The following is a 21,796-nucleotide window of genomic DNA, read 5'->3' on the forward strand; positions in this document are numbered from 1 at the left end:
GCATCGCAGCTCCCGCATCAAAGTCCTGCCTTCCGTTAGCGGAGGGCAGGACTTTTTTCTGCGTGGGTGCGTAATAGCTCGGGTACCGGTTTCTTCTTCTTTGCTATCGCCATGTTCAATCCATCCTTTTCCCTCCGCGCCGCACGGGTCCGTGCAGCCGTGTTGGCCAGCGCTTTATACCTAGGGGCCTGCAGCACTGGCGCGCCCCTGGAGCAAGCCAGCGGCGGCCAGGGCCTCTCCGCAGCCGTGCCGCTCGACACCACGGCGACCCTGCCCACCGAAGCCTGCGGCCTGCTCACGGCCCGCGAGGTGGCGGAACTCACCGGCCAGGCCGTGCAGCAGCAGGCCCAGGGCGAGGCCTGCCGCTTTGTGGAAGCCAACCAACCGGCCAGCCCCGAGGCCGTGGTGCTGGTGTCGTTTCGGCCGGCCGCCGCGTTTCAGGTGGCCCAGGCCGGCAACAACTTACGCCGCCGCAACATGCTGCCCGTCAAGGGCCTGGGCCGCGAGGCGTATTACGATGAAGACCACGGCGATTTGTACGTGCAACTGCCCGGCCGCACGCTCGTCATCGGCCTGCCGCGCCGCGTCAAGGATGGGTCGCGCGAGCGGATTGCGCCGGAGCTGGGCCGGCTAGCGGTGGCCCGGCTGGCCGCCCGCCGCTGAGCGCGCCAACTCCCCAATTTACCTGATGGTGGGGAGCCGCCGGCGTTGTAGCTTGCGGCACATTCAACCCCACTCATGAAAAAACTTGCCCTGGCCGGCCTTGTCGCGGCCGCCCTCACTACGGCCTGCAACCAGACCAAAACCACCGAGACTGCTACGAGCAGCGCCAACAACGAAACGGGAGCCGCCGCCGACTCGACCTCGGGCCTGCCGGGCCTGTTCAACAGCTACTGGGAAAAGCAGTCGCGCATCGACCCGCTGTCGGCCACGGCGTATGGCGACAACCGCTTCAACGACCAGCTGCCCAACAACCAGACCCGCGCCTTCCGCGACACGCTGCGCACCTTTTACCAGGGCTACCTCACGCGGCTGCAAACGTTTGACCGCGAGAAGCTGAGCGACAACGACAAAATCAGCTACGACATCTTCGAATACGAGATGAACCACGGCCTGGCCAGCCTCAAGCTCAACTCCTGGATGATGCCGGCCAACCAGTTCTACGGCCTGCCCATCTCGCTGGGCCAGTACGGCTCGGGGCAGGGCAACCAACCTTTTAAAACGGTGAAGGATTACGAGAACTGGCTGGGCCGGGTGCGCGGTTTCACAGCCTGGACCGACTCGGCCATTGCCAACTTCCGGGTGGGCCTGCGCACGGGCGTGGTGCTGCCCCGGGTGCTGGTGCAGCGCATGATACCCCAGCTGCAGGCCAAGGACATTGTGGTGACCGACGCCACCCAGAGCCTATACTACGGCCCCATTACCCGCCTGCCCAAAGATTTTTCGGACGCTGATAAAACCCGGCTGACCGAGGCTTATAAAAAGGCCATCCTGACGGAGCTGGTGCCCGCCTACCAGAAGCTGGGCACGTTTATGCAAAATGAGTACCTGCCCAAGGCCCGCGCCACGAGCGGCATCGACGCCGTGCCCGGCGGCAAGGAGATGTACGCCTACGACGTGAAGTACGAGACGACGACCGACAAAACGCCGGCCGAAATCTACCAAACCGGTTTGAGCGAGGTGGCCCGCATCCGGGCCGCGATGGAGAAAATCAAGACCGAAGTAGGCTTCAAAGGCGACCTGCCGGCCTTCTTCAAGTACCTGAACACCGACGCTAAGTTCCGGCCCTACAAGAAGCCGGAGGAAGTGCTGGCCGCCTTCGAAGACATCCACCAACGGATGCTGCCCAACCTGAGCAAGATGTTTGGCCGCACGCCCAAAACGCCGTTTGAAATTCGCCAGACCGAGAAATTCCGCGAAGCCTCGGCCTCAGCCGAGTACAACCAGGGCTCGCCGGACGGCACGCGGCCGGGCATTTTCTACGTGCCGATTCCGGACGCTACCAAGTTTGCTACCACCTCGGGCATGGAGTCGTTGTTTCTGCACGAGGCCATTCCGGGCCACCACTACCAGATTTCGCTGCAGCAGGAAAGCACCGGCCTGCCCAAGTTCCGGCGCTTCGGCGGCCAGAATGCCTACGTGGAGGGCTGGGCGCTGTACTCGGAAAGCCTCGGGCCGGAGCTTGGCCTCTTCAAAGACCCCTACCAGCGCATGGGCGCCATGGGCGACGAGATGCTGCGCGCCGTGCGCCTGGTGGTGGATACCGGCCTGCACTCGCGCCAGATGACCCGCGAGCAGGCCATTGCCTACCTGCTGGCCAACCTGAGCACCACGCCTGACGAGGCCACCTCGGCCATCGAGCGCTACATGGCCATCCCCGGCCAGGCGCTGGGCTACAAAATCGGTCAGCTCAAAATCCGGGAGCTGCGCGCCAAATACGAGCAGCAGCTCGGCAGCAAATTCAACCTCAGCACCTTCCACGACGAGCTGCTGAAGGACGGCTCGATGCCGCTGGCCGTGCTGGAAAAGAAAATGGACGCCTGGGCGGCAAAGCAATAAGAAGTAAATAGACTTGTTCCTAAATTAGCAAACTTGCCATAGAACGTCATGCTCATCTGGCGTCCGCTTGTCGAAGCATCTCTCCCGCCTCGTTCGGGTGTCGTTCGGGAGAGATGCTTCGACAAGCTCAGCATGACCGCCAATTGTTCTCGGTATTTTTTATTGAGGAACAAGCTCGATAACTAAATATATATTCCTAAAAGCCTCGCCTGGATTATTCCGGTGCGGGGCTTTTTGGCATAAAACCGGGGGATTCTACGCCTATCTATGTAGCTTGCCCGCTTATTCAATGGTTGATGACGCGTTTTTTTACTATTCTGCTGGCCGTATGGTGCTTAACGGCCTACCCAGCCGAAGCCCAACTTTCGCCGGGTAATTCCACTTCGGCGGCGCTGCTGACGGGCCTGTTTAACGATTACTGGGAGGGCCGGGCGCGGTTGTTTCCGCTGGTGGCCACATCGCAGGGCGACAACCGCTACAATGACCGCCTGCCCAACGACCAGACCCGCGCCTTCCGCCAGCAGCAGATTCGCTTCTACCGCCGCTACCTCAACGACCTGCTGAACATTGACCGCGCCCGCCTCCGGGCCGACGACAAGCTCAGCTACGACATCTTTCAGTACGAAATGCGCAGCCGCATCGAGGGCCTGCGGCTGAATACCTGGATGATGCCGTTTGCTCAGTTTTACAGCCTGCCCACCACGCTGAGTCAGCTGGGCGCGGGCACCGGCGCGCAGCCCTTCCGCACGGTGCGCGACTACGACAACTGGCTGGCCCGCGTGGGCCGGTTCCCGGTGTGGGCCGACTCGGCCATCGGCAATTTCCGGCAGGGTGCCCGCACCGGCGTGGTGCTGCCCCGGGTGCTAGTGCTGAAAATGGTGCCCCAGCTCCAGGCCCAGGTTACCGCCGATGCCACCAAAAGCCTATTCTACGGGCCCATCACGCGCTTGCCGGCCAACTTTTCGGAGGCTGACCGCGCCCGCCTCACGGCCGCCTATCAGCAGGCCATTGCCTCGCAGCTGGTGCCCACCTACCGCAAGCTGGCCGAGTTTCTACAAACCGAGTACCTGCCCCGCGCCCGCCCCACCGCCGGCCTGGCCGATGTACCCGGCGGGACCGAGATGTACCGCTACAACGTGCGGCTGATGACGACCACCGAGCGCACGCCGGAAGCCATTTACCAAACCGGCCTGGCCGAGGTGAAGCGCATTCGGGCCGCGATGGAGGCTGTGAAAAAGCAGACCGGCTACAAGGGCAGCCTGTCGGGCTTCTTCAACTCCCTCGCTTCTAATAGCAAATACACACCCTACAAGTCACCGGAGGAAGTCCTGAAAGCCTTCCGGGGCATTCAGGCCCGCATCACGCCCAGCCTGCCCCGGCTGTTTGGCCTGGCCCCAAAATCGCCGTTTGAAATCCGGCAGACCGAAGCCTTCCGGGCCGCCACGGCCTCGGCCGAGTACAACCGCGGCACGCCCGACGGCTCGCGGCCAGGCATTTTCTACGTGCCCATTCTCGATGCGACCAAGTTCAACGTCACCTCGGGCATGGAGTCGCTATTTCTGCACGAGGCTATTCCCGGGCATCACTATCAGCTGTCGTTGCAGCAGGAAAACACCGGCCTGCCCAAGTTCCGGCGCTTTGCCTCCTACCCGGCCTTCAGCGAGGGCTGGGCGCTGTACTGCGAAAGCCTTGGCAAAGAATTGGGCCTCTACACCGACCCCTACCAGCGCATCGGCGCGCTGGGCGATGAGATGCACCGCGCCCTGCGCCTGGTGGTGGATGTGGGCCTGCACGCCAAGGGCCTGAGCCGCGAGCAGGCCATCGATTACATGATGGCCAACGAGCCCATCAGCGAGCAGGCCGCCACCGCCGAAATAGAGCGCTACATGGCGCTGCCCGGCCAGGCGCTGGCCTACAAAACCGGGGCGCTGAAGCTGAGCGAATTGCGCACGCGCTACGAAAAGCAGCTCGGCCCCAAGTTCAACCTGCGCGTCTTTCACGACGAGATTCTGGCCGGTGGCTCCATGCCCCTGGCCATTCTGGAGCGCCGCATGGACGCCTGGGCGGCGCGCCAGCGGTAGCGCGCTACACAGCGCCGCCTCGGCTGCACTCGCCGGCTCGCTCTATCTTCACGCAGTTACGGCACCCTTTTATTTCTCCTTATCATGCGTATGTCGCTCTCTCCTTCCCCCCGCCGGCTGGCCGGTTTCCTGGCTACGCTGGGCCTGGCCTTCACCCTGCTTCCCACCCCGGGCCTGGCCCAAACTCCTGCTCCTACGGCCTCGGCACAAGCGGCCCAAGCGCCCATTCTCGCCCCCTGGACGGGCCCGCACGGTGGCGTGCCGGCGTTTGACAAGATAAAAGTGGCCGACTTCAAGCCCGCGCTGGAAGTAGCTATGGCTGAAAACCTGGCCGAAGTAGCCGCCATCGCCAACAACCCGCAGGCTCCTACTTTCGAAAACACCATTGCGGCGCTGGAGCGCAGCGGCCAGACCCTCACCCGCGTCTCGACGGCATACGATATCTGGAGCAGCACGCTGAACGATGCCGCGTTCAGTGCCGTGGAAACGGAAATGGCCCCCAAGCTGGCGGGCTTCTACGACCAGATTTCGCAGAATACGGCGCTGTTCAAGCGCATTGAGGCGGTGTATAATGCGCCCGCCACCAAGCAGCTCACGCCCGAGCAGCAGCGGCTGGTGGAGGTGCGCTACAAGGAATTTGTTCGCTCCGGGGCCAAGCTCGACGCCACGGCCAAGGCTAGGCTCTCGCAAATCAACCAGAAGCTGGCGGGGCTTTTCACCAACTTCTCGCAGAACGTGCTGGCCGACGAGGCCGACTCGGTGCTGGTGCTGAAAACCGACAAGGACCTGGGCGGGCTGTCGGCATCGCTACGCGATGCGGCCAAAGCCACGGCCGGCACGCGCAAGATTGCCGCGGCGGGCGTCATCACCAACACCCGCTCCAGCATCGACCCATTCCTGACTTACTCCGACCAGCGGGCACTGCGGGAGAAAGCCTGGCGGATGTTCACGAACCGCGGCGACAACGGCGGCGCGCACGACAACAACGCCATTATCACCCAGATTCTGCAGCGGCGCGCCGAGCGGGCCAAGCTGCTGGGCTACGCCACCCACGCCCACCTGCGCCTCGACAACACGATGGCCAAAACCCCGGAAGCCGCCATGCGCCTCATGGAGCAGGTGTGGAAGCCCGGCGTGGCCCGCGTGAAGGAAGAAGTGGCCGACATGCTGGCCCTGGCCCGCAAGGAAGGCGCCCCGGCCAACTTCAAAATTGAGCCCTGGGACTACCGCTACTACGCCGAAAAAGTGCGCAAGGCCCGCTACGACCTCGACCAAAACGAGGTGAAGCAGTACCTGCAGCTCGACAAAATGCGCGAGGGCATGTTCTGGGTGGCCGGCGAGCTATTCAACTTCGCCTTCGTGCCCGTGAGCAACGTGCCCGTGTACCACCCCGACGTGAAGGCCTGGCAGGTGAACGACAAAACCACCGGCAAGCAAATTGGCCTCTGGTACTTCGACCCCTACGCCCGGCCGGGCAAAAACTCGGGTGCCTGGATGAATGCCTACCGCAACCAGGAGCGCATGGACGGCAAGGCCGTGATGACCATCGTTTCGAACAACTCCAACTTCGTGAAGGACAAGGAAAGCGAGCCGGTGCTCATCTCCTGGACCGATGCCACCACGCTCTTTCACGAGTTCGGCCACGCCCTGCACGGGCTGTCGAGCAACGTGACCTACCCCTCGCTTTCGGGCACCAGCGTGGTGCGCGACTACGTGGAATTCCCGTCGCAACTGCTTGAGAACTGGCTGGCCACGCCGGAAGTGCTCAACAAGTTTGCCCTGCACTACCAAACCGGCAAGGCCATTCCGCAGGCCCTGGTCGACCGCATCAACAAGGCCAGCACCTTCAACCAGGGCTTTGAAACCACCGAGGCCATTTCCAGCGCCCTCATCGATATGAAGCTGCACCTGGCCGGCACCCAGCAGATTGACCCCGACAAGTTTGAGCGCGAAGCCCTGGCCGGCCTGGGCATGCCCCACGAACTGGTAATGCGCCACCGCACGCCGCAGTTCAGCCACGTTTTCTCATCGGACGGCTACTCGGCGGGCTATTACTCCTACCTGTGGTCGGTGGTGCTGGCGGCCGATGCCTTCAGCGCTTTCACCGAGGCCGGCGGGCCCTACGACAAGGCCGTGGCGGCCCGGCTGCGCAAAAACGTCTTCACCGTGGGCAATACCATTGACCCCGCCGCCGGCTATCGCGCCTTCCGTGGCCGCGACCCCAAAATTGACGCGCTGATGAAGAAGCGGGCCTTCGCCATGGCCGGTGCAAAAGCTGGCTCCGCCGCACCCGGCAAAACGCCAGGCAGCAAGCCCAAGCCCGCGGCAACCAAGCGCAAGTCATAGGCAGCTTGAGAAATGCACAAAAAAAGCCCCGAAAGTCGGGGCTTTTTTTGTGCATTTCTCACTGGTGAAACAGGCCGGACGCTACCCCCACTCGGGTAGTGGTGTTGCGCCCGGCAATGTTTTGCACGGCGCGGGAACGCGAAGGCGGTTTTGGACAGGTCGTGCTTTCGTGGCTCCTGCTTCTTTTTCCTATCTTGACCGCAGAATCAACTATAGGCCAATGGTTACGACAGCTACCTCTCGCTTCAAAATTCGTGGATTTGCCGGGATTGTGCTCATTGCCTTGGGCATCGGCCTGGCACTGGTTTTCAAAAGAACCAGCGACTGGCCTGCTGAAGCCAGGACGCTGGCCTTGGCCGTGGCCTATTGCGCGGGCATTGGCGGCGCGGCGTTCTTTGTCAGCTACACCCAGCAGCTTGAATTCAAACAGCTGAAACCAGCCTTGACCGGCATGGCGGCGCTGTTGGCCATGATGCTGCTGTTGAAGCTCTAAGGTGCTGGTTTTGCATCCTCAACCGGAAGAATCCCCCGCCGCTTTCCCCAAGGCCGTCCCCTTCATCATTGGCAATGAAGTGGCCGAACGGTTCAGCTACTATGGCATGCGGGCCATTCTGCCCACGTTTCTGGTGGCGCAGTTCTTCAACCCCACGCACAGCGCGGCCCTAACGGTGGTGGCCGAGGCCCGAGCCAACGACTTCGTGCATTCCTTCGCGGCGCTGGGCTACGCGCTGCCGGTGGTGGGCGCCCTGCTCGCCGATTGGGTGGTGGGCAAGTACCGCGTCATCCTCTACCTCTCGCTGCTGTACTGCGTGGGGCACGCGCTGCTGGCTGCTTTTGTCGACGATTTGAACGGCTTCCGGCTGGGCCTGCTGGTGATAGCCGTGGGCATGGGCGGCATCAAATCGAGCGTCACGGCCAACCTCGGCGACCAGTTCGACCAGCGCAATGCCCACCTGCTGCCCAAGGCTTACGGCTGGTTTCAGCTGGCCATTGATGTGGGCGCGGCCTTGTCCACGGCCTTCATTCCCGAACTGTACGCCCGCTACGGGGCCGCCGTGGCCTTTGGCGTGCCGGGCCTGCTGATGGGCGCGGCCACTATCACGTTTTGGCTGGGCCGCAAACGCTACGTGCGGATGCCGCCCACCGGCCTGGTCCGGGGCCTGCGGCTAACGTTCGGGCCGGGCGAGGGCCGAGCCGCGCTGCGTCGAGTAGGCTTGGTATTCGTCTTCATCCCGGTATTGTGGGCGCTCTACGACCAGAGCGTGTCGGAATGGGTGCTGCAGGCGGCCCACCTCAACCGGGAGCTGTGGCCCGGCTATGCGCCGCTGCCCGAGCAGATTCAGATTCTGGGCATTGTGTTCGGCATCGGGCTGAATCCGCTGCTCACCTACCGCATCTACCCGGCGCTGGAGCGGCGCGGGATTCGGGCCACGCCGCTGCGGCGCATGGGCACGGGCATGGTCATCGTGGCGCTTTCGATGATGATTATTGCCGGCGTGCAGCACGGGCTCGACGGCGGGGGCAGCCCCTCGGTGTGGTGGCAGGTGCTGGCGTATTTTGTGGTGGCGGGCGGCACGCTCATGGTAGCCGTTACGGGGCTGGAATATGCCTACACGCACTCGCCGCCGGCCATGAAGAGCCTCACCACCGCGCTGTGGCTGCTCACCATTGCGGCCGGCAACTTCTTTCTGGCCCTGATGAATAAGAGCATCGCGCAGGGCGGCTTTTTCGCCCGGTTTCAGGGCGCTAACTACTACTGGTTTTTTGTGGGACTGATGGCCGTGAACGTGGCCCTGTTTGTCCTCGTCGCCTCGCGGCTGACGGAGAAAACCTACGTTGGCATCGAGCTGCCCGAGCCGCTTTTGACCTAAAAAACGGCAATTCCCTCCATGAAAGCAGCGCGCCCGAAGCTGTGGCTCCTCGTGGCCACTTGGCTGCTCCTGCTGCATGAGCCTTTTCCATCGCCGCGCACGTCTCAGCCGATGAGCACGTGCGCACCACCGAATGGAACCGGCTTTGGGTGGAGTACCTCGGCCACTACCTGCGGCCCGGCACCGCCCCGGCCGCGAAATGTTGCGGACTCGACCTGAACTTGCGGCGGCTGGACTGTTTGCCGTTCCGCAAACTTGCCCGAACCCACGTAGCAGCCGCAACCAACGTAGCGGCGCAGGCGCTACCTTTCCTCAAATAATCAACTTTTTCGTGTTCATGAAAAACCACACTCGCACTACTTTAGGCCTGCTGCTGACGAGCCTGACCCTCGGCGCTCCCCTAGCGGCTTCGGCCCAAAAAAAACCCGCTGCCAAAGCCACCAACGCTGAAGCCGCCATTCGCGAAAGCGACATCAAGCGGGACCTGTTTGCCTTGGCCGGCGATAAGTACCGGGGCCGCGAAGGCGGCACGCTGGATGAGCTGAAGGCCTCTGCGTGGTTGGCCGAGCAAATTCGGGGTACCGGCATGCTGCCGGCCGGCGAAGATGGCACCTACTTCCAGTGGTTCAACCTGCAGCGCACGCGCCTCACCAAGGCCAGCAAGGTCAGCATCGGCAGCCACGCGCTAAGCGTAAACCACGACGGCCTGGTGTACCAGCCCACCAACGCAGTGGTGAATGCCCCGCTGGTGTACGTGGGCACGGGCACGCCCGAGGAACTGGCCAAGGTCGACATCAAGGGCAAAGCCGTGGCGTTCCTGTTTTCGGGGCAGCCGACGGACGGCATCAGCTTCCGGCGCTACCTCACAGCCACCCTGCGCGACAAGCCCGCCGAGCTGGTGAAAGCCGGGGCCGTGGCCGTAGTCGTCGTTTCCGATACCCGCGCCGAGGCCGTATTTGAGCACTGGGGCCACACCTACGAGCGCGGCCGCTTCGGCCTGCCCGGCGACCCCAACCTGCTGGTGGTGAACCAGGCTCCCACGGTGTGGCTGCCCACCAGCGCCGCCGGCTGGGTGCAACAGGCGGGCCAGCAGTTTGTGGCCGATTTACGGGTGGAAACCTTTGCCTACCCGTCGGTGAACATCGTGGCCAAAATGCCCGGCACCGACGCGGAGCTGAAGAAGCAATACGTCCTCTTCAGCACCCACCAGGACCACGACGGCGTGCGCGCGCCCGTGGCCGGCGACTCGATTTATAACGGTGCCGACGACAATGCCACCGGTTGCGCGGCCCTGCTGGCCATCATGCGGGCATTTAAGCAGCAGCCCAGCCGGCGCTCGGCGCTATTTGTGTACCACGGCGCGGAGGAGCGCGGCCTGTTGGGCTCGCGCTACTATTCGGCCCACCCCACGGTGCCCCAGTCATCTATCGTAGCGGTACTCAATGCCGAAATGATGGGCCGCAACGTGGCCGACAGCGCCGCGCTGCTGGGCTCCACGGCCCCGCACCTCAACTCCTCGGATTTGGTGAAAACGGCGTTGGCCGCTAACCAGGCCGGCCCCAAGTTCAAGCTCGACACCGAGTGGGACAAGGCCACCCACCCCGAGGGCTGGTACTTCCGCTCCGACCACCTACCCTACGCCCGCCTGGGCATTCCGGCCGTGATGTACACTTCACTGCTGCACCCGGACTACCACACCCCGCGCGACGAGCCCAGCCGCATCGACTACTCCAAGCTCACCCGCATGACGCAGTGGATGTACCTCACCGGCTGGGCTGTGGCCAACCGTACGGCCGCCCCCGCCCGCGAGCCCGGCTTCAAGCTGGAGCGGTAGTCAATTCACCTCTCACCACCCGTCATTACTCCCATGCGCAATCGGTTTCTTCGCGTTCTTCTGCTCGCACTACTGGCGGGCAGTACGCCCGGGCTCACCAAGGCCCAGAGCGGGCCCGCCCCGAAATACCTGGTCACGGACCCGGTGGCCGATTCCAAGGCCCCGGCCAGTTGTGAGGAGCTAACCATTCCTTCCCACGGCAGCCGAATGGCGGCTTTTATGTACACTGCGACGGGAGCTCAACCGCATCCTACGCTGATTTTGCTGCACGGCTTCCCCGGTAACGAACGCAACCTCGACCTGGCCCAGGCCGTGCGCCGCACGGGCTGGAACGTGCTGTATTTTGACTATCGCGGTTCCTGGGGCAGCGAAGGCACCTTCTCGTTGACCAATTGCGTGGAGGATGTGGTCAGCGCGGTGGCCTTTTGCAGGCAGCAAGCCAAGGCCTTGCGCATCGATACCACCCGAATGGCGCTGTTTGGCCACAGCATGGGCGGCTGGGTGGGCCTGCAGGCACTGCGGCTGCTGCCCGCCGTCAAAAAAGCCGTCATACTTTCGCCCTGGGACGTTTACGGTACGGCCACCGACCCCGTAAAAGCCAACCTCGCCGAGTTTGAGCAGTATGCCGACGGCTTGTTTATGCTGCACAACACGTCGGGCAAGGCCATACTGGCCCCCGTGCTGGCCAATGCTTCCGCGTATCAACTCACGGCCATTGGCCCGGCGCTCGGCACCCGGCAACTGGTATTTCTGGACGAGAACCGGCGCAACGAAGCCTGGATTAAGCGCGTCGGGGCCGCCAACAAGGCCAGCTTTCGTTACGAAGTGTGGGACACGGACCACCCATTCAGCAATAAGCGCCTCGCCCTGACCAAAACAGTCGTTGCGTTTCTGAGCAAGTAAGTCCTGGCCCAGCAATGCGAACCAGCCGGAAATTGGCCGCGCAGTCCCGGGGTGCTCGCCTGAATGGTTCTGGAAGCTGGATTGAACATTTTGGGGACCGAGCTGGTCATTGCCCCATTATTCCCGTTTCACGCCTCCCATATGCGCCACATCACCGCTGCCGACATTAAAAGTTTCGAGCGCATCTACCGCCTCAACCTCGTTAACGGCTTGCCGGGCTTCAAGCCGGCCAACCTCGTGGGCACCGCCGCACCCGACGGCGCTACCAACCTGGCCGTGTTCAGCTCGGCCCTGCACCTGGGCTCCGACCCTGCCCTGCTCGGCCTCGTGACGCGGCCCACCACCGTGCCCCGCCACACCTACGCCAACCTCAAAGCCAGCGGCTGCTACACCCTCAACCACGTGCCCGAGGCGCTGGCTGCTCAGGCCCACTACACCTCTGCCGATTTCCCCGACACCGTTTCGGAGTTTGACGAATGCGGCTTCACGGCCGCGTTCCGCGATGGCTTCCCCGCGCCGTACGTGGCCGAAAGCCCCATCAGCATCGGCCTGCGGCTACTGGAAGAGCACCACCTCAGCAACGGCACCGTGCTGCTGGTGGGCAGCGTGGAACACGTGTACCTGCGGGAAGAAGGCCTGCGCGAAGACGGTACCCTCGACCTCGCAGCTCTCGGCACGGCCTGCATCTCGGGCCTCGATGGCTACCACGCGGTGCAAGCTCCCGTGCGCTACGGCTACGCCCGACCAGGGCAGCCGCCGGTGGCGCTGTAGCCACTGCCGCCGCGATTTATGAACACAAAAATCCCGCTACCAATCAGATAGCGGGATTTTTGCTGAGCTTAAAAATTTACTTACGGTTTGTCAAATCGGCGGGCGGGGCCAGTTGGCCACTGGCGGTCTGCGAGGAAGCGGCGTCTTTGCCGGCGGGGGCCGAGTTCAGCTGGTCTTGCACGGTGCCGTTTTTGATGGCTGTAGCCGAGCCTTCGCCACTGGGGGGAGTCACGTTTTGCTTGTAGTTGATGCTATCGCGGTCCACGTCGTAGCTGTGCCAACCGGGCGCGTTGGTAAAGCCGCGTTTGAATTGCGTGTTTTCGCCGGGGCTCCAGCGGTAGTCGCAGGACGAAAGCGAGGCCGCCAAGGCGGTGCCCAGCAGCAAGGCCAGGGCGGAACGAGGGAAAAGCTTCATGAAGGAGTACTTGGGATTGGGAATGCAAAGTTACGTTGATTTCGGGCGGAAGGCCAACGCAATACCCGCCGCGGCGGTACTTTCGGGTAGCGCAGCCCTCCTGCGGCTCTTCATTTCCCCACTCATGCCCGATTCTGAGTCGCCCTCGCCTTCCCGTTTCCGCCGGGCCCTCGGGGCCGTGGGGCGCGCCGCGCTGCTGCCCGTGAAGGGAGCCAGCTACCTGGCGCGGTTGGGCAAAGCGCACCAGCACTTTTTTCTGCCCGTGCTCAACGGCGCGCTCGGCGACCAGCTGGCGGCCCGCTTCGATGCGCGCGCCATTCGCCTGAGTTTCCGGCGCGGCGGGCAGGATGTGGCGGTGGCCGACCTGCGCCTCACCGAGCCGCACCAGAAAACGGTGGTGTACGTGCACGGCCTGATGGGCGACGAGCTCATCTGGCAGTCCGGCTTTAGCGACGCGCCCGGCAGCCGGCGCTACGGCCCACGTCTGGCCGAAGAAACCCGCAGCCGCGCCCTCTACCTACGTTTCAACTCCGGCCTGCACCTTTCCGAAAACGGCCGCGAGCTCAGCCGCCTGCTCACCGAGCTGGTCGTGACCTACCCCGACGCCATTGGCGGGCTCGTACTGGTGGGCCACAGCATGGGCGGGCTCATTATTCGCTCGGCCGGGTACTATGGCAATCAGGCAGGAATTAAAAATGAGGAATTAAAAATTAAAAATGACCCCGAGCAAAACGAGTCGTCAGCCGATGAATTCTTACTTTTTAATTCTCAATTGTTAATTAACCAAGCGCCCTGGTTGGCGCACCTGCGGTCCATCTTCCTCATTGGCACGCCCAACGACGGGTCGTGGCTGGAGCAGAACTCGCACTTCACGGCGCGGCTGCTGGAGCGCATCAACCTGTTTCCCACACGCTTTCTTAGCAAAGCCCTCAACCAGCGCAGCAACGGCATCAAGGATTTGCGCTACTCCATTCTGGTGGATGAGGACTGGCAGGATGCCCACGCCAACGACTTCACGCCGCCGCGCACGGCCGTGCCACCGCTGCCGGGCGTGCACTACCACATTTTGATGGGGGCCTGGCTGCGCGCCACCCGCCCCTCGGCCCTGCGCGAGTACTTCGGCGATGGGCTGGTGGGCAAGGGCAGCGCCCGTGGCCACGCCACCTTCGGCGATGAGGCCGCATTACCGGCCGGGGCCAATGTTCGCACGGCCGTGTTCAGCCAGCAGCACCACGGCGGCCTGCTCACGCACCCCGAGGTGTTTCAGTACCTCAAGCAATGGGCGTAGAGTAGTGATTAGCGGTTAATGATGAAGCTGTTTAGGAATTCAAAAAAACTAAGTGACCGTCATGCCGAGCGTAGCCGAGGCATCTCGCTCGCCTCGTTGAACGGCCCGGACGGCCCGAGTAAGATGCCTCGGCTACGCTCGGCATGACCGACTGAAAAATCACTAAACAGCTTCGATAAGTAGTAGACTTGTTCCTCAATGAGAAATCGGTGGTTTTCCAAGTCGTATTTTGGCGCCAGAAACGGGGGCTGCTCAAAGAATCCAAGGATACAAGCTTGGCCAAACCAAAAAGACCATTCAGGCATCATAATCGGCCAGAATCTTTGACCATTTCTTATTCAGGAACAAGTCTTGATTCTGCGCCTGAGAATATGTGTTTAGTACCCGTGTTTTCCACTGTTTCCGCTCATGGCTTGGGCAGCTCGCAGTCGCAGAGCACCTCGCGGACGGGCGGGGCCACCCGGTAGTCGGGCAACGATACTTCCTTCATGTACACCACCGAAAGATGCCGCAGGCGCGGATGGGCGGGGGTTTCGTGCCAGATGCGCAGCAGGTAGTTGCAGTAGTAGGGCCGCATCCAGGCGTTGTGCACGAAGAGGTAATTTTCGGAATACTTGCGCCACCGGTCGTTCCGGAAAAGGGCCACCACCGAGGGCGGCTTGGCGTAGGTGACGGCCGCGCCGGCGCGGTTTAAATCGAGGGTGCGGCCCGTGGCGGCCGTGGTGCCCTCCAGCACGTACCAGCCATCGTCCTTGAACACGGTGGGCGCAAACATGCCCCAGTGCTGGTCGACCCGAAACAGGTAGCCGAACCAGCGCATGGGCTCCGCCATGAGCCCGCCGGCGGGGCGCAGCACGGCCACGTCGTCGAGGTTCCACCAGCACACGTAGGCCAGCACTACGGCCACGCAGGTGTCGCGCACGGCGCGGGCCAGCCGCTGGCCGCCAACCGAGGGCGGGCGGGTGCGCTCCAGGCGCAGCCGCCACGGCGCTTGCCAGACCGGCAGCCGCGTGCGCCAGTCCGTGGCGCGGGTTCGGGCGCGGGCCGCGTGCGGCCGCAGCCGGCGGGCGAGCCCATCCAGCACCCCGGCCGGCAGCAGGCCCAGCAGCGAGGCCATGTTCACCAGAAAAAACAGGCCCACGTAGAGCGTGAGGCTGATGCCGAGTTGAAAACCGAACAGCACGCCCACCACCAACAGCCGCCACCGCGCCACGCCCACCGGCAAAAACAGCGCGAACGGCAGCAGCAGCTCGATGTAGTAGGTGGCGAAAGTGAGGAAGCGCAACAGGGCCGGGTACGGGTAGAGCCACCGCCCCAGGGGCAGCAGCAGCTGGTCGAGGCTGAAGGCGTAGTAGAGCGCAGTGCCGTCGCGGGTCCATTCGGGGCCATTTTTCAGCAGCGCCGTGCACCAGTAAAGCAAGGCCAGCTGCACCACGTAGGCCACGGTAGCGGCGCTGAAATACGCGTAGTGCGTGGGCGCGGGCCGCGCGCGGGCATCCCAGGTCCACACCCGGCCCCAAGGCAGAAAAATGCCCCAGAAAAGCAGCATCCGCAACAGGTCGTCGCCGCCCTGCCCGATGAACGGGTTGCGGTTTTGCAGCGACACGAGCAGCACCCACGAGCCCACCGTGGCCAGCCGCGTGTGGTAGCCCACCAGCAGCGCCCCGGCCAGCCCCGCCGCCACCGCAAACAGCACGGCCTGGGCCTGCCACAACCCGCTGCCCGCGTGCAGCGAGAATTGGTAGGGCGACCAGCCGTGCTCCATCACCGCCACCACGGGCAGCACCCCCATGTTGGAGTACAGCGCTTCCAAATCGGTGCTGCGGATGGCCAAATCGAGCAGCACCACAGCGGCCGTGGCCATGCGCAGCAGCGCCAGCGCCCGCAAGTCGAGCACAAAGGGCCGCTTCAGCACACCCCAAAACCCGGTTTTGCCTGCCCGTGCCTCCATAGCTTACCCCCAACTGCGCAGGGTTCCCAAACCCGCGCCAATAAACAAGGCGAAAGGGCCGTCCAGAAGATGACGGGGCCTTTCGCCTTGCGAAAAAATTGACTGTCCGGCGCAGTTGGTAAGCCGCGCCGGTTGGGCTAGTTGCCGCTTGTGGTGCCACTTGTGGTGCGGCCGCTGGTGGTGCGGCCGCTGGTGGTGCCGCTGCCACTCGTGGCCTGGCCACCGGTGGTCATGCCGCTGCTGCCGCTGTTGGTCATACCGCTGGTGCTGCTGCCGCTGGGCATGGTGCCGCCATTGGGGCTCATGGTGCCGTTGCCGCTATTGGTCATGCCGCTGGTGCTGCTGCCGCTGGGCATGGTGCCGCCATCGGGGCTCATGGTGCCGTTGCCGCTGGCATCGCTGCGGCGGGAACCGTTCATGCCGGACGAATCCGCACTCATACCCGAGTCGGCAGTGGTACCGCTACCGCCCGCACCGGTGGCATCGGAGCTGGTGCCGTTGGAGCCGCAGGCGCTCAGCAGGGTGGTGCTCAACGCCAAGGCGGCTAAAAAAACGGAGGTTTTTTTGATTGTCATCATGGCAAACTGAAATAGTGAATAGGGTTTCTATACGGATATTATCGTGGTGCCAGTCACCGAATTAACCCGTATTTTAGACCGCACAAATACGCATTTTTGGGCCGAAAGCCCCGCGCCCGAGCCCCAGCCAACCCGGCAAAAACAGCAAGGATTCCTCTTGGCTTTCATTCGGGTCAAAACTTGCCGCCAGGGCCGCACGTTAGGCTAAGAGGCTTCCCGAAAAATAGTCTTCCCTGCGAAGAACCGGCGTGCCGAACATCCCCAGCCCCAACTCTATGCCCGATTCTGGTCCCGACATCATCCTTTTCGACGGCGTGTGCAACTTGTGCAACGGCTTCGTACAGTTTATCATCCGCCACGACCAAGCCGGACGCTTCCGTTTCGCGGCCCTGCAAAGTGAAGCCGGGCAGGCCTTGCTGGCTAAACACGGACTTGCGCCCTCCGCTGGCGCGGCGGAGCTTGATTCGGTGCTGCTGCTGAGCGGCGGGCAGCTCTACTCCCACTCCTCAGCGGTGCTGCGCATTGCCCGGGGGCTGGGCGGCGGGTGGGCGCTGGCGGGCGTGGGCGGGCTGCTGCCCCGCGCCTGGCGCGACGCGCTCTACCGCTTCATTGCCCGCAACCGCTACCGTTGGTTTGGGCGGCAGGAAAGCTGCATGCTGCCCACGCCAGAGCTGCGGGCGCGGTTTCTGTAGCAAACCAGCCGTGGACGGCTACCGGCGCGCCCGGCGGCGTTCGGCTTCGTACACGCGCCGGCCCAGGTCGCGCAGAAACGGGAATCCGATGCGGTCGTACTCGTACTTATCGTCGTTCAGCACGCCGTCGGCGTTCACGTAGAGCACGGCGCTGAGCAGGAATTCCACGCCGTGGGCCTCGTCCTGCACGTAGGCGTTGTCGATTAGAAAGCCGTAGGCCTGGCCGATTTTATTGAACACCCGCACGCCGGGCGGCAGCGGGGCAATGCCGCCCCCACCGAGCAGAAATTTGACGTAGGTATCGGGATAATGAGCGGGGTCGTAGCGCGGGTGCGGGCTGTCGCGGGGCAGCTGCGAAAGGGCCTCGCGCAGCAGCGCGTAGTCGGCGGGGGCCAGGCGCAGGCGCTGGGCGGGCGGCGTAGCTTCGGGAAACAGCACGCGGCGCAGCATCAACTGCAAGTCAGTTAGCGAATGGGCATTTTTCTGGCTGAAATCGAGCGGGCCGAGCATCCGCTGGTCATCTTTGAGGTAGGCCAGGCCGATGGCTTCTCCCCGCAAGCCCAGCCGGGGCCACGGGCCGGGGTAGTAGGCAGCGGGCTGCCGCACCAGCAGCTGCGTAGTGGCCGTATCGGCAAAGAAGGCCACTGGGTTGGTGTGGCGGCTGCCGGGCTCCTGGTCGCCCACCGAGAGGCGGTGTAGCAGGCGGCTTTGGCGTAGGCCCAGCCGGTGCAGCTCCTGGTTCAGCTCCCGCGGGCCCACAAATTCGTAGAGGCGGTTGAAAGCGTCGTTATCACTCACGATTAACGCCTTGCGCACGTAGTTGACCAGCGTGGGCCGGCCGCTGGCGCTGCTGGTGTCGCGCCGCGCCCGCGTCTGGCCCACGCAGGCCGAATCGGTCAGCATGGGCGAATCCACGGTCAGGCCGGGGGTTTGCGCGCTCATCGCCCGCAGCTTTTGCAGGGCCAGGGCGGCGGCGGCCAGTTTCACGGTGCTGGCCGGGTAGAAGTAGTTGCGGGGCTGTAGCCGGTAGCGGTAGCTGCGGAAGTGCGGCTGCCCCGCCGCGTCGCGCCGGATGCGCGTGTAAAGGATTTGCAGGCGGTAGGCCGCGGGCCGGGCCAGCACGCGGGCCAGGCCGGTGGTGTCGCGGCGCAGGAGCTGGCGCAGCGGGTTGCTAAGGAACTGGGCCGCCACGGGCCCGGGCCCAAGCAGCAGCCCAAGCAGCCCGAGCAGCAGAACCGCCCGGAACCAGCACGCGGAAATGGGCGAAGGGGTCATGCCGCAAATATATTCCGTTTTTTATCAGATATTGTGGGGGCAGTTGGCCCTCTCCCTAAACTGCTTGGCTTCGGCTAATCCGGGTTCTGCTGCTGCTGTATTTTCTCCTTTCCCCTTATCCTCTTTTCCCTTTTCCCATGAAAACACTGCTCCGCTTTCTGCTGACCGCCGTAGCCGGCACTGGCCTGCTGGCTCTGGCCACCCAGGCCCAGGCCCAAACCTTTCCGAACAGCACGCTCGATGCGTGGGTGACGCGCAATAATATTGAAACGCCCGTCAACTGGCAAACCATCGACACGGAGATTGCAGCCCAAGTACCCGTACCCGTGCCCCCGACGGTTACCAAAACAGCCGTGGCGCGCAACGGTCCTTTTGCAGCCCAGCTCGCCACACAAAATCTGTTGGGAGTGGTGACACTGCCCGGCACCATGATTTTGGGTAATTCCCCCAAAGGCGGCGGCGACATCCCCGGCGGCTTGCCCTTTACGGCGCGGCCGGCCGCGCTGCAGTTCTACTATCAGCTCAGTGGGCCGCGAGCCCTGGCCGATTCAGCCTACATGGCAGTGGAGCTCACCCGCCTGGTCAACGGCAATGTGGAGGTAGTGGCCGAGGGCGAACACTACTTCCGGGCTTTGGCGGGAACCTACACCCTGGTCACGGTGCCCCTGCGGTACCGGTCGTCGCTGGCCCCTGATTCCGTTTCGATGGGCTTTATCTCGGGCGCAGCCGACAACATTACGGCGGGCACCATCCTGCGCATCGACGACATTGCCTTCACCGGCACGGCCACCGCTACCCGCAACGCGGTGCTGAACGCCGCCTTCAGCGCCGCCCCCAACCCCAGCCCCGACGGCCACTACCTGCTGCAAGGGCTGGCCCCGGCCCTGCTGGCGGCCCCGCTCACCGTGCTCGACGCCACCGGCCGCGTGGTGCGCCGCGAGCCGGCCAGTACCCCTGCTGCGGCCGGTGCCGCCCGCGCGCTCGACCTGAGCGCCCTGCCCGCCGGAATTTATACGGCGCAACTATTCACTACCGACGGGCTGGTGACCCGCAAGCTGGCCCGGTAGCCAGGCGCACGGCTGGTTCCGCCACGCGGCCCGCTACACCACCACTTGTTCGGCGCGGCGCAGCCAGGCCTCGTCGATGGTGGCGCCCAGCCCCGGCGCGGTGGGCACCTCGATAACACCGCCGGGCCGGTACTGAATGCCGCCCACCACGGGGTCTTCGGTGAACAGAAGCGGCGTGTCGAGGTCGCAGTGCCGGATGGCGGCGTTGGTGAGGGCCAGGTGGGCGGCGGCCGTCATGCCCAGCCGCGATTCCAGGAAGCCGCCGACTTGCAGGGTGAAGCCGGCGGCCTCGCCCAGACGCGCAATTTTCTGGGCCCGGTGGAAGCCCGAGGACTTACCCAGCTTGATATTGAACTGCTGGCAGGCGCGCAGCGCAATGAGCCGCTCGGCGTCGTGCTCGTCGCCGCAGCTTTCGTCGGCCATGATGGGAATGGGCGAGGCGGCCGACACCCGGCTCAGCTCCATAAAACGGTGGCGGAGAATGGGCTCCTCGCAGTGCTCGATGTTGAATTCGGCCAGGGCCTGAAGCACGGCAATGGCCGCGTCGGCCGTTTGCCAGCCCTGGTTGGCGTCGATGCGCAACGGGTGCGCGGGCCCGATACCTTCCCGAATGGCCCGGATGCGGGCCACGTCATCCACCAGCGCACCGCCCAGCTTCACCTTGATGGCCGGAAAGCCCTGCTGCTGAAAGCGCACGGCATCGGCCCGCATTTTATCGGGCGGGCCGAGGCTCACGGTCATGTCGGTATGCAGCACCTTGTCGTTTTGGCCGCCCAGAAACTGGTAGAGCGGCAGGCCCGCCTGCTGGGCCGCAATGTCATGCAGGGCAATATCGAAGGCACTTTTGATGCTGGTGTTGCCGTAGATGATGCGGTCCAGCTCGGCCAGGCAGCCGGGCAGGTCCAGGGCGTCGCGGCCTTTGAGGGCTGGGGCGAAGTACTGAGCCACCGCAAAGCAGGTGTCGATGCTTTCGCCGTTGATGGTGAGAAACGGGCTGCATTCGCCAAAGCCGGTGCAGCCGTCGGCGGTGCGCAGGCGCACCACCACGTTCTGCACGTGGCAGATGGGGCCCAGGGAAATAACAAACGGCTCATGCAGCGGCACAAGCAGCTTGTAGATGCCAATGGATTGGATGGTGGTGCCGGACATGCGCTAAATGTACGGGTGCCACGAGATACTGAGTCCAGCTCGTACCGTAACTAGCGCGCGTTTAGCGCAGCGTAACTCATGCCGATAATGCGGGGGAGGCTGCGCCTCCCTTGGAACGAGCCACCCGACGCAGGGCCGGCCTGTCGCTGGCGCGGCACGGGAGGCGCAGCCTCCCGGCATGGCTGGTCACGAGTTACGCTGAGCTAAACTCGCGCCAGTGGTGGCCCAGTTTCTTAAACTCCTCCGGCCACTGCAACACCTTACTGGCCACCAGCTGTCGGGCCGATTCCTTATGTTCAGGAAAAGGAGCGTTCAGTTCAACGTGCTTTTATTCTTCAAACCAAAATTCAGGGTCGATGACACATCCACGCCGCTTTATAATTCCAAAATCAAGCACTTTTCGTCGAGCTAGTTGAGAAAGGTCTGCGAAAGAGTGGTTGACCCATTGGCCCTCGACCATTTTTTTCTTGACCAACGAGCGCACTTTCGCTACGCGGGGCTTTCTATTCGTGGCAAAGGCCCACCCTGTTTCTTTTCGGGTTCCTTGCAGATACAGGATTTGGTCAAAGTCTTCCTGGCCGGTTGTCTGCAGTAAAACCGGCACCACGCATTTGCTGCTGTCGGGACTAAAAAACATGGCCTCCTCGATGGTAAAAGCGGACACAATCGAAGAATCCACAAACGCATTCCCATGGTCCGGATGATAATTCTTCATCGCTACGAGGCGGGGGATGCCCGCCGCAGCGCTGGCTTGCGTTTCGCGATAGAGGGTGCTCGTGCGGGCCCGAGTGAGCCGTGTTTCGTAACAGGCGACTTTGTCAAAGGCTTTGCAGCCGGAAAGCAGCCCCAGGGCCGCCAAAACAATTCTTTTCATCGAGGGGAGGGCTGATTTTTAAAGAGTGGAAAGGCTGGCTCGGAGTGCGTGGGGGCCACGGGAACAGGGGGAAAGCGGAAGCGTTTCTCCCTCAAAGAAACACCCCGATGCAGCTGGCAGGACCCTACTGGCTCAAGTTCAA

General features: G+C 63.4%; 19 protein-coding genes. 13 read left to right on the forward strand and 6 right to left on the reverse strand.

The genetic code is table 11. The features are described from left to right. Positions 1-111: 111 nt before the first annotated feature. From IEW17_RS00165 to IEW17_RS00210, 10 genes are all read left to right on the forward strand, one after another. Complete coding sequence (locus IEW17_RS00165; protein ID WP_188559987.1) at positions 112-663, forward strand: hypothetical protein; 552 nt, start codon at positions 112-114, stop codon at positions 661-663. 75 nt (positions 664-738) lie between these two features. Next, positions 739-2,559, forward strand: coding sequence for a DUF885 domain-containing protein (locus IEW17_RS00170; RefSeq protein ID WP_188559988.1), 1,821 nt, complete (start codon positions 739-741; stop codon positions 2,557-2,559). A gap of 296 nt (positions 2,560-2,855) precedes the next feature. Then, the gene (locus IEW17_RS00175) at positions 2,856-4,640 is read left to right on the forward strand and encodes a DUF885 domain-containing protein (protein WP_188559989.1); all 1,785 of its coding nucleotides are present in this window, start codon (positions 2,856-2,858) and stop codon (positions 4,638-4,640) included. An 84-nt stretch (positions 4,641-4,724) separates the two neighbouring features. Then, a complete protein-coding gene (locus IEW17_RS00180) occupies positions 4,725-6,986 on the forward strand; it encodes a M3 family metallopeptidase (protein WP_229748678.1) in 2,262 nt (753 codons plus the stop codon). 169 nt (positions 6,987-7,155) lie between these two features. Continuing rightward, complete coding sequence (locus IEW17_RS00185) at positions 7,156-7,479, forward strand: hypothetical protein (protein ID WP_229748680.1); 324 nt, start codon at positions 7,156-7,158, stop codon at positions 7,477-7,479. A 10-nt stretch (positions 7,480-7,489) separates the two neighbouring features. Further along, positions 7,490-8,857: a POT family MFS transporter gene (locus IEW17_RS00190; protein WP_229748682.1), complete on the forward strand. Its 1,368-nt coding sequence runs from the start codon at positions 7,490-7,492 to the stop codon at positions 8,855-8,857. Between the two features lie 119 nt (positions 8,858-8,976). Beyond that, on the forward strand, positions 8,977-9,177 hold the full coding sequence (locus IEW17_RS00195; RefSeq protein ID WP_188559992.1) for a hypothetical protein: 201 nt from the start codon (positions 8,977-8,979) through the stop codon (positions 9,175-9,177). 17 nt (positions 9,178-9,194) lie between these two features. Continuing rightward, entirely contained in the window at positions 9,195-10,691 is a 1,497-nt protein-coding gene (locus IEW17_RS00200) for a M28 family metallopeptidase (RefSeq protein ID WP_188559993.1), read from the forward strand. A gap of 33 nt (positions 10,692-10,724) precedes the next feature. Beyond that, the gene (locus IEW17_RS00205) at positions 10,725-11,594 is read left to right on the forward strand and encodes an alpha/beta hydrolase family protein (RefSeq protein ID WP_188559994.1); all 870 of its coding nucleotides are present in this window, start codon (positions 10,725-10,727) and stop codon (positions 11,592-11,594) included. Between the two features lie 141 nt (positions 11,595-11,735). After that, complete coding sequence (locus IEW17_RS00210) at positions 11,736-12,365, forward strand: flavin reductase family protein (protein ID WP_188559995.1); 630 nt, start codon at positions 11,736-11,738, stop codon at positions 12,363-12,365. A 76-nt stretch (positions 12,366-12,441) separates the two neighbouring features. Here the strand turns inward: IEW17_RS00210 and IEW17_RS00215 are convergent, their stop codons facing one another. Beyond that, a complete protein-coding gene (locus tag IEW17_RS00215) occupies positions 12,442-12,780 on the reverse strand; it encodes a hypothetical protein (RefSeq protein WP_188559996.1) in 339 nt (112 codons plus the stop codon). 124 nt (positions 12,781-12,904) lie between these two features. Here IEW17_RS00215 and IEW17_RS00220 point away from each other — a divergent pair, with 124 nt between their 5' ends. Next, positions 12,905-14,068, forward strand: a complete 1,164-nt coding sequence (locus tag IEW17_RS00220) for an esterase/lipase family protein (RefSeq protein ID WP_188559997.1) — start codon at positions 12,905-12,907, stop codon at positions 14,066-14,068. A gap of 406 nt (positions 14,069-14,474) precedes the next feature. Here IEW17_RS00220 and IEW17_RS00225 read toward each other — a convergent pair whose 3' ends face one another. Then, positions 14,475-16,019, reverse strand: a complete 1,545-nt coding sequence (locus IEW17_RS00225) for an HTTM domain-containing protein (protein ID WP_188559998.1) — start codon at positions 16,017-16,019, stop codon at positions 14,475-14,477. Between the two features lie 137 nt (positions 16,020-16,156). Then, the gene (locus IEW17_RS00230; protein ID WP_188559999.1) at positions 16,157-16,597 is read right to left on the reverse strand and encodes a hypothetical protein; all 441 of its coding nucleotides are present in this window, start codon (positions 16,595-16,597) and stop codon (positions 16,157-16,159) included. Positions 16,598-16,872: 275 nt separating this feature from the next. Between IEW17_RS00230 and IEW17_RS00235 the strand changes: the two genes are divergently transcribed. After that, positions 16,873-17,289, forward strand: a complete 417-nt coding sequence (locus IEW17_RS00235) for a thiol-disulfide oxidoreductase DCC family protein (protein ID WP_188560000.1) — start codon at positions 16,873-16,875, stop codon at positions 17,287-17,289. An 18-nt stretch (positions 17,290-17,307) separates the two neighbouring features. Here IEW17_RS00235 and IEW17_RS00240 read toward each other — a convergent pair whose 3' ends face one another. Then, a complete protein-coding gene (locus IEW17_RS00240; RefSeq protein ID WP_188560001.1) occupies positions 17,308-18,564 on the reverse strand; it encodes a serine hydrolase in 1,257 nt (418 codons plus the stop codon). A gap of 137 nt (positions 18,565-18,701) precedes the next feature. Between IEW17_RS00240 and IEW17_RS00245 the strand changes: the two genes are divergently transcribed. Then, positions 18,702-19,631, forward strand: a complete 930-nt coding sequence (locus tag IEW17_RS00245) for a T9SS type A sorting domain-containing protein (RefSeq protein WP_188560002.1) — start codon at positions 18,702-18,704, stop codon at positions 19,629-19,631. A gap of 33 nt (positions 19,632-19,664) precedes the next feature. Here IEW17_RS00245 and IEW17_RS00250 read toward each other — a convergent pair whose 3' ends face one another. Both IEW17_RS00250 and IEW17_RS00255 read right to left on the reverse strand, forming a co-directional pair. Beyond that, complete coding sequence (locus tag IEW17_RS00250) at positions 19,665-20,780, reverse strand: mandelate racemase/muconate lactonizing enzyme family protein (protein WP_188560003.1); 1,116 nt, start codon at positions 20,778-20,780, stop codon at positions 19,665-19,667. Between the two features lie 328 nt (positions 20,781-21,108). Continuing rightward, on the reverse strand, positions 21,109-21,654 hold the full coding sequence (locus IEW17_RS00255) for a hypothetical protein (protein ID WP_188560004.1): 546 nt from the start codon (positions 21,652-21,654) through the stop codon (positions 21,109-21,111). Between the last annotated feature and the right edge of the window lie 142 nt (positions 21,655-21,796).

This window comes from Hymenobacter frigidus, from assembly GCF_014640435.1.
Taxonomy (GTDB): domain Bacteria; phylum Bacteroidota; class Bacteroidia; order Cytophagales; family Hymenobacteraceae; genus Hymenobacter; species Hymenobacter frigidus.

Excerpts from the sequence above, each read along its gene's own strand:
- IEW17_RS00240 (WP_188560001.1), bottom strand. The coding sequence starts at position 18,564 with ATGACCCCTTCGCCCATTTCCGCGTGCTGGTTCCGGGCGGTTCTGCTG.
- IEW17_RS00215 (WP_188559996.1), bottom strand. The coding sequence starts at position 12,780 with ATGAAGCTTTTCCCTCGTTCCGCCCTGGCCTTGCTGCTGGGCACCGCC.
- IEW17_RS00200 (WP_188559993.1), top strand. The coding sequence starts at position 9,195 with ATGAAAAACCACACTCGCACTACTTTAGGCCTGCTGCTGACGAGCCTG.
- IEW17_RS00165 (WP_188559987.1), top strand. The coding sequence starts at position 112 with ATGTTCAATCCATCCTTTTCCCTCCGCGCCGCACGGGTCCGTGCAGCC.
- IEW17_RS00250 (WP_188560003.1), bottom strand. The coding sequence starts at position 20,780 with ATGTCCGGCACCACCATCCAATCCATTGGCATCTACAAGCTGCTTGTG.
- IEW17_RS00180 (WP_229748678.1), top strand. The coding sequence starts at position 4,725 with ATGCGTATGTCGCTCTCTCCTTCCCCCCGCCGGCTGGCCGGTTTCCTG.
- IEW17_RS00170 (WP_188559988.1), top strand. The coding sequence starts at position 739 with ATGAAAAAACTTGCCCTGGCCGGCCTTGTCGCGGCCGCCCTCACTACG.
- IEW17_RS00245 (WP_188560002.1), top strand. The coding sequence starts at position 18,702 with ATGAAAACACTGCTCCGCTTTCTGCTGACCGCCGTAGCCGGCACTGGC.
- IEW17_RS00175 (WP_188559989.1), top strand. The coding sequence starts at position 2,856 with ATGACGCGTTTTTTTACTATTCTGCTGGCCGTATGGTGCTTAACGGCC.
- IEW17_RS00230 (WP_188559999.1), bottom strand. The coding sequence starts at position 16,597 with ATGATGACAATCAAAAAAACCTCCGTTTTTTTAGCCGCCTTGGCGTTG.
- IEW17_RS00220 (WP_188559997.1), top strand. The coding sequence starts at position 12,905 with ATGCCCGATTCTGAGTCGCCCTCGCCTTCCCGTTTCCGCCGGGCCCTC.
- IEW17_RS00235 (WP_188560000.1), top strand. The coding sequence starts at position 16,873 with ATGCCCGATTCTGGTCCCGACATCATCCTTTTCGACGGCGTGTGCAAC.
- IEW17_RS00225 (WP_188559998.1), bottom strand. The coding sequence starts at position 16,019 with ATGGAGGCACGGGCAGGCAAAACCGGGTTTTGGGGTGTGCTGAAGCGG.
- IEW17_RS00210 (WP_188559995.1), top strand. The coding sequence starts at position 11,736 with ATGCGCCACATCACCGCTGCCGACATTAAAAGTTTCGAGCGCATCTAC.
- IEW17_RS00205 (WP_188559994.1), top strand. The coding sequence starts at position 10,725 with ATGCGCAATCGGTTTCTTCGCGTTCTTCTGCTCGCACTACTGGCGGGC.
- IEW17_RS00255 (WP_188560004.1), bottom strand. The coding sequence starts at position 21,654 with ATGAAAAGAATTGTTTTGGCGGCCCTGGGGCTGCTTTCCGGCTGCAAA.